Genomic DNA, 12385 nt, shown 5'->3' with positions numbered 1-12385 from the left:
GAGCCGAAGGCGTCGATGACATGCCGGGGGCGGACCGGGACGGGTTAACGGCAGGCCCCGCCGACCGATTGCAAGCGGTCGGCGGGGCCATTGTGGCTCTTGACAGCGGATTGGGTCATATGAGCGAGAGGGGCCCTGGCATGGCAAGGTGACGTGAAACAAGGCGGCGCTGACCTTCTGGTCGCGCCGCCGAAGTTGAACGTCAGATTGCCGTGCCAGGGTCCCTCGCAGCGTCAAGAAGTCCGCCGTTCGGTAGAACGGCGGAATCTAATTGTTCAGCATGCGGTCGAAGCTTCCCGAGTCGCCATCCCGATAGTCTGCGGTCATCAGGATCTCCTGCGGAATGCGCCCGCCCTCGCGCAGCACGTTGCGGAACTGCACGCGCGTGACCATGGGCAGATCCTTGATCGTCGCTGCCAGGTTCTGCGGCACGCCCTGGTTGGCAGCCGCGGGCTCGCACTCGCCGCCGGCCTTCACGCGACGCTTATGCTCGGCGAGCATGGCGCGGTACATGCCGGCATGCAGGCGAATCTCAACCACATTGGCATTGCGAGCCTGCTCGACGATGCGCGCGCCCTCGCGATCGATATCGCCCACGTAGTAGACGTAGTTAAAGCGATAGCCAATCTCGGCCAGATAATCATCCAGTGCGTGCGAGACGCTTGCCTTGCAGCCGCCGCCAAAAATCACGCCGCCCACCTTGGTACCAAAGAGCTTGGCATGTTTGCGTCCGCGCAGGAGCTTGACGATCTCGTCATAGGTATCCAGGTTCTCGACCATAATGAACGGCTTGTCGGCACCCAGCGTAAAGAAGCCCGTAAAGTGCACGGGGCGATTGGGGGCGACCTTGATCGCCTGCATGCTGATGCCCTTTTCGGTCATACGTCTGATCAGGCGCTCACCGTGCTTGCCGTCAAAAGCCTTCTCGTCGTTAAAGATCTGGTAGGCACGCTGGCGGCGCGAGGCAACCGGCGTATCGGCACCTCGGTTCTGCTCGATCCAAGCCTGGATGATTGCGATTTCCTCGGCAATCTTGCGGTTGGACATCTCGTTGTGCTGAGTGCGCTGCGGAGCCTTTTTGCCGTCCTTGCCCTCAACCTTTACGATCTGCGTCTGCTGCTCCTTGGTCTTAGAGAGCGCCGTGGGCGTAGGGACAACTTTGAGCAGCTGCCTGCCTAAAACGCGGGCAAGGGCAAACGCCGAGACCTCGCCGTGAACGGCCGACTCGGGCTGCCGGGCAGCAGTATCTGCTGCGGCAGACTCCGGCTTCTTCTGAGACTTGCGCTTAGAATCGCCCTGGGAATTGCGCTCGCGCTTCGGCATAGACGCCTGCTTCTGCGGACGATCGGACTTGCTCTCCTTCGCCGGCTGGCGCTTAGGCTGCCCCGAAGAAACTTCGGCCTTCGCATCCTCGTCCTGCGGCGTGGTCCTCTCGGCTGCAGTCTCGGCATGGGAACTGCGGCCCCCACGATGGCGACGGCGGCGAGGCTTGCTCGACGTGCCCTGCTCCGCCTGCTCATCAGTAGGCTGCTGGCCCTTGGCCTCGGCATCAACCTCAAGCTGCGGCTCAGCAGGCTTCTGTTCGCGAGCCGCCGGCTCAACGGCCTTCTCGGCCTTCTCGTCCTGAGTGGTCGAAGCTGGCTCGCTCTTCTCCTGATGCCTTACGGGATACGCGCGCCCCGCAAAACCACGTCCGGGACGGCATGAACCCGGAGTCTTCTTGACCGGTTCATCGGACGCGTCAGCAGCCTCGACGGAATCCTGGACCTCGCATGCAATACCTCGCTGCTCGGCCTTAAAGTGGGCACCGCGGCGACGCTTGGGCTCCTGGATCTCAGCATGCTCTTGAGTGCGAGTCGGCTCCTGCATCCCGACGGACTTTTCCTCGACGGTCTCAGCATCCGTCTCACCCTTTTGAGCAACGGCGCGACGGAAGCGCTCCTGCTGGGCGCGGCGCTGCGCATCGCGCTTGCCACCCCCACCAAAACCGCCGCGTCCTGCCTTGGCCGTAAAGGCACGCACGACGTTCTCATCGAGCAACTCATCGGTATCGACATGCTCACGCGGAGCAGCTTCTTCCACAGCAGGCACGTCAGCGGAATCCTCGACGACAAAACCCTCGACGGACTCGGCAGGCTGCTCTTGGGCATCGCGGATCTCGGCATTGATGGTATAGAACGCCGGGCGCCCGTTAATGCCGCTACCCTCGATCTTGGTCACGATCTTTGCCGCGATAAGCTCATCGCGCATCGCCTTGGTGTCGCACTCCTTATCGACGGAGCGGAAAATCTGCGCCAGCGCACTCGACTTAATCTTGAGCGCCTTGCGGCAGAGCAGGTCGTAGGCAACCAGCTTGGCGCGCTCGGCAGAAAGCGACGTCTGGCTGCTCAGGCGCTCGGCCAATGCATCGACATTTTGTTGGTTATCGGAATATACCGTCTTGGCCACGGGGCCCCTTTCATATGCACACATATACGTCTTTATGGTACAACGCGCGAGCCTATCCACGCAAAACATCTGCGAGGACGCCCTTGCATCACCCGTTCTCGCAAGAAAAAAGACCGGGTCCGCGTCGTTGCGGACCCGGTCTTTCCGAGTCATATGGATGGGACGGTCAGTCCATCAAGCTGACTAGGCCTTGACAGCCTCGGCGTCGGCAGGAGCCTCGGCGGCAGCGGCGCGACCGTACTCGGCCTTGCCCATCTCGGACCACTCGGGCTCCTCGTCGGGCATGGAGCCAGCCTCCTTGCCGAAGAACTCCTTGAGGCAGTTGACGGCGACGATGAGGCCCAGGACCATCAGCAGGACAGCGAAGACAAGCTGCAGGCCCTTGGTGGCGGCGACGGAGACGGCGGCCGTGGTGGCGGTAGCCGGGATGGTGCCGAAGAAGCCGTAAGCCTGGACAGCGGCCATGCAGCCCATGGCGCTCTGGACCAGCGAGGTGAAGGTGCAGCAGAGCAGGAAGACGACGGGCACGTAGAGCATCCAGCCCTTGCGGCCGGTGCACTTGCAGAACACGGCGAGGGTGATCATGGTCATGCCGCCGAGCAGCTGGTTGGAAGCACCAAAGAGCGGCCAGATGTTGGCATAACCACCAAAAGCGAGGGCGAGACCGGGAAGCAAGGTGACGACCGTGGCGAACCAGGGGTTGCCGAGGACCTTCATGTAGCCGGCCTTGGACTCGATGGCCAGGGCGTCGTTGGTCTGGGCAAAGAACTCGGAGAACGAAGTGCGGGCGATGCGGGCGACGGCGTCGAGCGAGGTCAGGGCCAGAGCGGAGACGTTCATGGTCATAAAGACGGTAGCGAGCGTGCCGTCAACACCGAAGGCCTGCATACCGCGGGAGATGCCAGCGGCGAAGATCTGGAACGGGGTGGAAGCGACACCGGCGTTGAGGGCGCCGGTACCGGCGGTGTTCATGTCGGAGAACATGATGCCGGCGACGATGATGGCAAGGATGCCGACGAAGGACTCGACGATCATGGCGCCGTAACCGACCTTGACGGCGTCCTGCTCCTTCTCGACCTGCTTAGAAGAGGTGCCGGAAGAAACGAGGCTGTGGAAACCGGAGAGAGCACCGCAAGCGACGGAGACGAACAGGACCGGGAACATCATGCCTGAGGCAGTGGAGAAGCCGGTGAAGACCGGAGCGGTGATAGTAGCCTGACCGTTGACGCCCAAGACGACGATGCCGAGGACAGCGCAGACGATCATGACGATCATCATGATGGAAGTGAGGTAGTCACGCGGGGTCTTGAGCATCTGGATGGGCATAGCGCCAGCGAAGACCAGGTAGACCATGACGACGGCGAACCACTGGAACTTGTCCAGGTAGACCGGGAACTGCATACCGACGGCGAACATGAGAACCATGAGGACCACGCCGGTGACGAACTCGGCAGCGCCGGTGAGGTTGAACTTCTTCTGGGCCCAACCAAAGGCGATAGCGACGAAGGTGAACAGGATGGAGATGGTACCAGCGCAGCCGGCGGCATAGGACTTGGTGAAGTCGATGGCACCGGTAGCAGCACCAGAAGCGTCAACGGCCGGGGTGAACATGAACGTCTTGCAGACCATGTCGGTGAAAGCGGCGATGACGATGATGCAGAACAGCCAGCAGAACAGCAGGAACAGGCGACGGCCGGTCTTGCCGATGTACTTCTCGATGAGCTGGGCCAGGGACTTGCCGTTGTTCTTCATCGAGGCGTACAGGGCGCCAAAGTCGTGGACGGCGCCAAAGAAGATGCCGCCGACGAGGACCCAGAGCACGACGGGAAGCCAGCCGAAGGCCATGGCGACGATCGTACCCGTGACAGGGCCGGCACCGCAGATCGAGCTGAACTGGTGCGAGAACGCGGTAAAGGCGGAGACGGGCGAGAAGCTGTTGCCGTCCTTCATGCGCTTGGCCGGCGTGAGGGCCTCTTTGTCAACGCCCCACTTGTTGGCCAGCCATCGGCCATAGCCCAGATAGCCGCAAGCGAGCACCGCCGCGGCCACAACCATGAGCAAAACTCCGTTCATTACATTTCCTCCTCTAAAAAGAACTTCCCAGACATAAAAAATGAGGGCCGTCGGTTGCGCTCGACGGCCCTCATCTTCATCAGCCGCCCGTTATCGTACGGGCTAGCTGTATGTGCTAACCCGCATCAGATAATTACTACGCTGATAATGTTTAGCTGATGCGTGAACATGTCTAAGAAATCCTCTTCGATCATGATGTGAACGATCCGTGCGTGTTCACATCCCCCAGTGGTTGAAAAGGAGTATGAAACTTTAGTTACCTAAAGTCAACGCAAATATGTAATGAATTTTCAACTTTTTTGGATTTCTCGGTATAAAACGCCACTGACCTCGGACTTTACCCCACGACAGTTTTTGCATGAGAGATGCCCCTGAGAGCCGCGGGAGCCGGGCGGCGCATATGAACTTTCCTGCTCTACAGTCCTGCGCAAGACGGAAAGCACATTAAGTGCTTTCCTTTGCGTGCGGAACTCGCGATAAAGTTCATATGCGCCGCCCGGCTCCCGCGGCTCTCAGGGGCTCCCATCCCAAATGTGCGGAGCAAAGCTCCGCATGCCAACTTTTTCTTTCAGCTAAAGCACGCCGGAAATTCGACACTGGCTTGTTAACCTTGCTGGACGTTGTCGACGCCAAAACAGCCCAGAAGCTATATCGATACAGAAAGGTCCCCGGACGGAGGGGCCGGATATAAGGTTTATCGCGAGTTCCGCACGCAAAGAAGGCCACTTAATGTGGCCTTCGTCTTGCGCAGGACTGTAGAGCAGGAAACCTTATATCCGGCCCCTCCGTCCGGGGACCGCGCCGTACCAGCTACAGCGTCATGTTCGGATCGGCGTCGACGTCGAGCGGCGAGATTTCACCTCGGTCGAATTTACGGCGAGCGACCTCCGCGATCATGGCTGCGTTATCGGTACAGGCAGACAAGGGCGGCACCGTTACGCGAATCCCCTGACGCCCAAGCTTCTTGATCATCATCTCGCGCAGATGCGGGTTGGCCGAGACGCCGCCGCCGATGCAGTATTCCTTGCATCCGGTAGCGTGCAATGCGTTTTTGGCCTTCTTGTACTGCACGTCAAAGACAGCTGCCTCGAACGAAGCTGCCAGATCGGGCAGGTGAATCGTGCGCCCGGCCTTGGTCTCCTGCTCGATGTAGAGCGTCACGGCCGTTTTAAGGCCCGAAAGCGAGAAACGATAGTCTCCCCTGCTGTTGAGCGCACGGGGGAAATCAATCGCGCGGGGATTGCCCGTCTCGGCCAGCTTGGAGATGATGGGGCCACCGGGATAGCCCAGGCCCAACGCCTTGGCCACCTTGTCGAAGGCCTCGCCCACGGCGTCGTCGAGCGTCTCACCGAGCACCTCGTAGTCGCCCCACGCCTTCACGTGCACGAGCATGGTGTGCCCACCCGAGACAAGCGTGAAGATAAACGGCGGTTTGAGGTCGGGTTGCGCCAGCAGGTTGGCAAACAGGTGCCCCTCCAGATGGTTGACGCATACGAGCGGCTTACCGGCAGCGTAGGCAAAGCCTTTGGCAAAGGCAACGCCCACCACGAGGGCGCCCACCAGGCCCGGACCCTGTGTCACGCCCACGGCGGCAAGCTCGCTGGGGGCAATGGCTCCACCCTCAAGACCAAGCGATGCTGCGGCATCCTCGAGCGCCGCATCCACGACACTCACAATCACCTCAACGTGTTTGCGCGAGGCGATCTCGGGCACCACGCCGCCAAAGCGGGCATGAAAATCAATCTGTGTCGACACCTGGTTGGCCAACATATTGCCATCCGCATCGATAATCGCCACGGCCGTCTCGTCGCAGGAACTCTCGATAGCGAGCACTAGGCGGCGGCGCTCAATTTCGGCACGCTCCCCCTCGGAGCGCCCAGGCGCAGGCAGCGGCCATACGCGCTGCTCTGCCGCCGTCGGCTCGGGCGAAGCATTGTCGACCGGAAGCACCAGGGGCAGCGGAGCCGTCATGACGATGGCATCCTTGCCGGCACCATAGTAGCCGGGGCGCCGTCCTGCCTCGGTAAAGCCCAGAACGTTATAAAGCGCGATCGCTCCCTCGTTGCCGTCCTCGACCTCGAGCGAAGCCGTGGTGCAGCCGAGCATCTGGGCATCATAGCTCACGTGCGACAGCAGCTTGCGGGCAATGCCCTCACGGCGATGTGCCGGGTCGACGGCGATATCCAGAATCTGCACATCACCGTCCACGACCATACCGCCGGCAAGGCCCAGCAGCTTGCCGTTGTCGTGTGCCACCCACCAACTACGCGGCGCAGCGACGTCCTCGCCCAGTTCGGACAGGAACATGCCCGGCGTCCACGCCTCGTGTCCGGCACCTTCAAAGCAGGCAGCCTCCAGCGCGCTCGCGCCCTCGGCATCCGCCGCGCCCATGGGACGGAACTGCAGATGACGACCGGCAAGCTCATCGGCAACGCCCGTAATTTCGCTCTGCGCACTCTCGGCAAGACCAAGACGCTTGCGCTCGTTTTCCTCGGCATCCGAAAGGCGCGTGTAAATCGGCAGGACGCGAGCCGGATCGCCGTCACCCGCAGCGTGCGCGAGCAGCAAGCCCTCGCCCGAAGGCCACCACAGGTCGCGCTCCACGCAGCGGGCGGTCTCGTCCTCACCCAGCAGCTTGCCATAGCGCACGAGACCGTCACCGGTCAGCTGAACCTGGTCCCAGTCCGCTGCTCGGCGCCACTCATCGAGCGCCATGGCGGCCTTGACCACGTGTTCGCGCTCAAATTGACGCTCGGGACCCTCATCGATCAGCATATACAGCGCCGGATATACCTCACCGCGCATAGCATCGGCCAAGATACCAAGCTTGCCGCGCACGCCAGCCTTCCACGCCGTCCAAGCGCAAGCGTCGAGCGTCGACACGCCCAGCAGCGGAACATTGGCACCGCGCGCGAGGCCCTTGGCAGTGGAGATGCCGATGCGCACACCCGTAAACGACCCCGGGCCGCGGCCGACCACGTAGCAACCAACATCGCTGCGATCCAGACCGGCTTGAGCCAGCACGCCATCAACGGTATTCACGAGCTCAACGTTGGCGTGACGGCGACACATGTGGTCGCCACTCACGAGCTTCGTCTCGCCCGTCTGCCCATCAATCCAGCTTGCCGCGCAGGCAAGCATGTCGGTCGAGGTATCGAGCGCCACCACCAGCGCGTTGTCGTTATGCAAGCTCATCTTGTACAGCCTTATCAATCAAATGGGAAAGCTCCATTGCGCGGTCACCGTGCGCCTCGAGCGTTATCGTTCGCACATCGCTGTCGCCCTCATCACGCTTGAGCGTCACCGAAAGATACTCATCCGTCAGCTCGTCCTGGAATTGTTCGCCCCATTCCAGCAGGCAAGCACCCTCGTAGCCCAGCACATCGAAAATGCCCGTATCCTCGAGCTCGTAGGCATGCTCCAGGCGGTATAGATCAAAGTGAAACAGCGGAATACGACCTTGATCGTGAACGGCCATGAGCGCAAACGTAGGACTCGTAACCATATGCCCATCGCCCAGCCCGCGCGAGACGCCCTTGGTAAAGTGAGTTTTGCCCACTCCCAGGCCACCGGTCAGGATGAGCACATCGCCGTCCTCAAGGCACGGTGCAATTAGCTCGCCAAAGTACTCCGTATCGGCAGCGCAAGTCGTTTTGTAAGTACCTACCCCCAGGCGCTCCAGGGACATATATGCTCCTTATTATTCCGAGGCGTCCTCTGGTGCGGGATGTCGCTCCAGATAATCGCCCAGCATCTTAAAGTCTTCCTCCAGCAGCTCCTGCCACGCCGGATTGCGCAGCGCTGCTGCCGGATGGAACGTGGGCATTACTACAAAATGCCCCATCTGGTGGAACCTGCCGCGCAGCTTAGTAATGCCAATCTCGGTCTTAAGCACAAAGTGCGTCGCGGGGTTGCCGAGCGTCACGATAATATCGGGCCAGATGCTTCGAATCTGCTCACGCAAAAACGGCGAGCAAGCCAGTACTTCCTCGGGACGTGGATTGCGGTTTCCCGGCGGGCGGCACTTAAGCACGTTGGCAATGTAGACGTCTTCGCGTTTGAGCCCCGCCAGCGACAAAATGCCGTTGAGGTCCTCGCCTGCCGCCCCCACAAAGGGCTCGCCCTGCAAATCCTCATTGCGGCCCGGCGCCTCGCCAATAAACATCACACGAGCGCGGGGGTTTCCCACGCCAAACACGATATTGTGACGCGACTGGTAGAGCTGGCAGAGGTGACAATCGCCCAGAACGGCCTCAATTTCCTCGAGTGCGACCTCACGTGGTGCCTGATGGGTATGGCCGGGGATGTGCATGACGCCCATAGCGGTTCCTACACGTAGACCTTGTCGAGACGCATGCCAAAGCCGCAGGCGACCTCGTAGTTAATCGTTCCGCGCAGTCGGGCCATCTCGTCCATAGTGATCTCGGCATCGCCATCGCGGCCGACAATGATCATCTCGTCACCATACTCGGCCTCGGGAATCTCGTGTGCCGGGTTGGACTGAATGGCGACCATAAACTGGTCCATGCAGATATTGCCAACCTGATGCACACGCTCGCCGCGATACAGCACATCCATACGATTGGAAAGCGTACGCGATAGGCCATCGGCATAACCGATCGGCAGCGTGCAGATCTGAACGCGCGTACGCGGTACGCGGTAGGTAAAACCGTAGCCCACGCCCTCACCCATCGCAGGGTGTGCCACGCGCGCCACGCGCGCATGGACGCTCATAACGGGATCAAGCTGCATCACGCGGCCACTCAGCTCGCACGGCTGCATGCCATACAAGCCAACGCCGGCGCGAATCATATCAAAATGCATCGAGGGGTCGAGCATCGAGGACGGCGTGTTGGCGCAGTGCACGATACCGCACTCAAAACCCGCATCCTTAATGGCCTGAACGGCCTCGGTAAAGCGCTGACACTGCAGCTTGTAGTCCCAGCCCGAAGGTTCATCGGCCGTGGCGAAGTGCGTAAATACGCCGTCGCACTGAATACCGCGATGGAAATTTATACCGCGGACAAAGTCGAGCACCTGCGTGTAGTGAACGCCGATACGATTCATGCCCGTCTCGATGGCGAGATGATACTTGCCCACTTTGCCCGCCGCGACGGCACATTCGCCATACGCAAGAGCAAAATCAGACGTATAGACCGAAGGCATGATATCAAACTCGAGCAACGTCGGAATGGCCTCGATAGGCGGCTCGCTTAGGATGAGGATGGGTTTCGTAATCCCGCCCTGTCGGAGCTCAACGCCCTCGTTAACCGTCGCCACGGCAAACATGTCGGCACCGGCCGAATACATGATCTTGGCGCACTCAACAGCTCCATGACCATAAGCATCGGCCTTGACCACGCAGCACAGGCGCTGACGTGGATTCAGCAAGTTCTTATAGGCCCTCGTGTTGCGACGGAGCGCCCCGCGGTCGATCTCGACCCAGGACCAGCGCGTCAAATCGGCTTTATTCATGATTAGTCATCCGACCCTTCGTCCATGATTCCCAGATCTTCGAGCGCATCCTTTGCCGCCAGTTCCATGGCCGGACCGATCAAGTCGATAAGATCGGTCGCGATGACGCTCTTCTCACCATACTCCGTCGCCGCGGCAAAACCGGCGTAGCTGTGAAGTGCGACGGCGTACGAATACAGCAACTCCCAACGATCCATCTCGTCGCGCATGGTGGCAAGCGTGCCGGCCAAAATACCCGCGAGAACATCACCCGAACCGGCAGTTGCCAGAGAAGCCGGACCCGAGAGCGGCAGCAGCACACGCTCAACGCCACAGATAGCCGTCGTCGGCCCCTTGGCAATGACAACCAGGTTGTCGGAGCCTGCAGCCCAGACAACCTTCTGCGCGGCTGCAATCGCAGTACCAAGGTCGTTCACCTCGTCACCGGCAACCAGACGCGAAAGTTCACGATAGTGCGGCGTCATAAGCAACGGCTGCTCGCGACGATACATCTCGGGATTACTATCAATACCGTCAATGGCAATCTTAGCAAGGCAGTTGAGTGCATCGGCGTCCAAGATAAGCGGCACATCAAGCTCGAGCAAGCCCGAAACCACCTGCATAGCGCCGGCAGATGTCGTCATACCGGGACCGCACAGTACACAGCTGTACTTCTTTGCAATCTCGCACACCGTCATGCGCGCAGCGGCGCCAAAGGAGCCGCGGGAATCAGACGGAATAGCAAAGACGGGAATCGAAGGAAGTGCCATGCGAATAAGATTGGCGCAGGCGTCAGGAGCCGCGACTGCCACGTAACCAGCACCCGCGCGAGCTGCAGACTTGGCCGCCATAATGGCAGCACCAGGATATTGCGCAGATCCGGCGACAATAAGCACAGAGCCACGGGAATACTTATCGATATTCGTAGGTAGTGGGGCAAAGTAATCAACTAAGTCACCGGGCTCGACAATCTCGGCGGCGTGGTCGACATCATCGATGACCTCGTCAAGACGGTCGTAAAGATTGCCGCAGATCAAATCGCCAGCATACTCAGGACCATCAGCGCTATACAGACCAATCTTGGGCGCAATCATCGTCACCGTATGCTCGGCACGAATGCAGTCGTCATCAACAACGCCCGTCTCGGCATTCAGGCCCGAGGGAACATCAATGGATACGACACAATCGGCGCATTCATTGACCGTAGGAATCCAGATGGAGAACGGCGCACGCAGATTTCCGTGGAAACCGGTACCAAAAATGGCATCGACAACAACATCGGCCTTATCGATCAAAACCTCGAGTTCGTCACGCGAGGGGCCGACGCAAACGTGCACATCGCGGCCGGCAGTACGACGAGCAACATGACGTGCCAGAGCAGCAGGAATCTCATCCGGCTCAACCGGAGAAACGATATCCACGTCCACACCCTTATGGCTCAGGATATCGGCGGCAACCCAACCGTCGCCGCCATTATTACCAAAACCGACCAGAACGAGAACCCGATCGGGATTGAGCTTCAAGACCTCGTTGGCGGCAAACTCACCCGCTAGCTCCATAAGCTCGGCCTTCGAAGTCCCTTCGCGTTCGATGATATCCTCGAGACGAACGACTTCTTCGGTACTCAAAACCGGTTTCATCTATGCTCCTAGCGTATCTAGCGAAGCATCGCCCAGGTGCTCCGTCAATGCTGAATTCTGCAGCTGCTCAAGCTCATCTAAAACAGAGCGAGCCTCTTTAAATGTCTGCGCTACGCGTTCCTTGGTGCTCACCTTTTCTTCCTTAGGCTTAGGTCGAGCATCTTCGGTAATCGCGATGGCATTCGCAACGGCTAAGTCTCCTGTAAGCGTAATGGAAAGAGCGACCTCAACAACACCCAGCTCTTGAGCGATCTCGAGTGCACGGCCCGAAAGCAGCGCCTTCGGTTTGCCGAGTTTATCACGCGTTACCGAAACATCCTTGCGACCCACGCCTTGACTAAAACCCGTGCCAAGAGCTTTAAGCACCGCCTCGCGCGAAGCAAAGCGGCTGGCATAGTGAGCAGCGGGACGCGATGACGCATCGCAATAAGCACGCTCTTCTTCGGTAAACACACGCCGAGCAAACGACGGCGTCTTTTCAAGAATTGATTTCATGCGGGAAATCTCGACGATATCAACGCCGATACCAGCTTCAGCCATGTTCACCTCCATATCGCACAGACTAAGTTATTGTAGCCCGTTCACAGAAGATGCGACAAACGAGGGTTATAAAACACAGCTACTATGTGAGACAAAAGCCCGCAAACGCAAAAAAGGGGGAGGCCGCGAGGCCTCCCCCTTCTCAGTTCAAGCGTACGGCTCGGTGCCGTCCACCGGTCAGCGGCGCCCTGGCCTCCCACGGGCTGACCCCGCAGTACTCTCGGCGCGAT

8 protein-coding genes are annotated in these 12385 nt (G+C 59.8%); all 8 read right to left on the bottom strand.

What is annotated here, in order from left to right:
* Nucleotides 1-267: 267 nt before the first annotated feature.
* The 8 genes from AAAX59_RS09150 to acpS all read right to left on the bottom strand — a co-directional run bounded on the left by AAAX59_RS09150 (nucleotide 268) and on the right by acpS (nucleotide 12155).
* Nucleotides 268-2448: a hypothetical protein gene (locus tag AAAX59_RS09150; protein ID WP_349071531.1), complete on the bottom strand. Its 2181-nt coding sequence runs from the start codon at nucleotides 2446-2448 to the stop codon at nucleotides 268-270.
* Nucleotides 2449-2631: 183 nt separating this feature from the next.
* The gene (locus AAAX59_RS09145; protein ID WP_349071530.1) at nucleotides 2632-4521 is read right to left on the bottom strand and encodes a carbon starvation CstA family protein; all 1890 of its coding nucleotides are present in this window, start codon (nucleotides 4519-4521) and stop codon (nucleotides 2632-2634) included.
* A gap of 810 nt (nucleotides 4522-5331) precedes the next feature.
* Nucleotides 5332-7716, bottom strand: coding sequence for a tRNA (adenosine(37)-N6)-threonylcarbamoyltransferase complex transferase subunit TsaD (tsaD, locus tag AAAX59_RS09140; protein WP_349071529.1), 2385 nt, complete (start codon nucleotides 7714-7716; stop codon nucleotides 5332-5334).
* Nucleotides 7703-8209, bottom strand: a complete 507-nt coding sequence (gene tsaE / locus AAAX59_RS09135) for a tRNA (adenosine(37)-N6)-threonylcarbamoyltransferase complex ATPase subunit type 1 TsaE (protein WP_006235849.1) — start codon at nucleotides 8207-8209, stop codon at nucleotides 7703-7705. The genes tsaD and tsaE overlap by 14 nt, the downstream gene beginning before the upstream one ends.
* Nucleotides 8210-8221: 12 nt before the next feature.
* On the bottom strand, nucleotides 8222-8842 hold the full coding sequence (locus tag AAAX59_RS09130; protein ID WP_006235848.1) for a uracil-DNA glycosylase: 621 nt from the start codon (nucleotides 8840-8842) through the stop codon (nucleotides 8222-8224).
* A gap of 8 nt (nucleotides 8843-8850) precedes the next feature.
* The gene (gene alr, locus AAAX59_RS09125; RefSeq protein ID WP_349071528.1) at nucleotides 8851-9996 is read right to left on the bottom strand and encodes an alanine racemase; all 1146 of its coding nucleotides are present in this window, start codon (nucleotides 9994-9996) and stop codon (nucleotides 8851-8853) included.
* Nucleotides 9997-9998: 2 nt separating this feature from the next.
* Nucleotides 9999-11615 carry an NAD(P)H-hydrate dehydratase gene (locus AAAX59_RS09120; protein WP_349071527.1) on the bottom strand — a complete coding sequence of 539 codons (1617 nt, stop codon included), beginning with the start codon at nucleotides 11613-11615 and terminating at the stop codon, nucleotides 9999-10001.
* Complete coding sequence (acpS, locus tag AAAX59_RS09115) at nucleotides 11616-12155, bottom strand: holo-ACP synthase (protein WP_195232659.1); 540 nt, start codon at nucleotides 12153-12155, stop codon at nucleotides 11616-11618.
* Between the last annotated feature and the right edge of the window lie 230 nt (nucleotides 12156-12385).

The organism is Collinsella sp. CLA-ER-H2 (genome assembly GCF_040092405.1).
Classification (GTDB): Bacteria; Actinomycetota; Coriobacteriia; order Coriobacteriales; family Coriobacteriaceae; genus Collinsella.
This window is presented reverse-complemented; position numbering and strand designations above follow the sequence as displayed.

What these genes read in the sequence shown, in the direction of transcription:
- AAAX59_RS09130 (WP_006235848.1), bottom strand. Translation starts at nt 8,842, where the DNA reads ATGGGCGTCATGCACATCCCCGGCCATACCCATCAGGCACCACGTGAG.
- alr (WP_349071528.1), bottom strand. Translation starts at nt 9,996, where the DNA reads ATGAATAAAGCCGATTTGACGCGCTGGTCCTGGGTCGAGATCGACCGC.
- AAAX59_RS09120 (WP_349071527.1), bottom strand. Translation starts at nt 11,615, where the DNA reads ATGAAACCGGTTTTGAGTACCGAAGAAGTCGTTCGTCTCGAGGATATC.
- tsaD (WP_349071529.1), bottom strand. Translation starts at nt 7,716, where the DNA reads ATGAGCTTGCATAACGACAACGCGCTGGTGGTGGCGCTCGATACCTCG.
- acpS (WP_195232659.1), bottom strand. Translation starts at nt 12,155, where the DNA reads ATGGCTGAAGCTGGTATCGGCGTTGATATCGTCGAGATTTCCCGCATG.
- tsaE (WP_006235849.1), bottom strand. Translation starts at nt 8,209, where the DNA reads ATGTCCCTGGAGCGCCTGGGGGTAGGTACTTACAAAACGACTTGCGCT.
- AAAX59_RS09145 (WP_349071530.1), bottom strand. Translation starts at nt 4,521, where the DNA reads ATGAACGGAGTTTTGCTCATGGTTGTGGCCGCGGCGGTGCTCGCTTGC.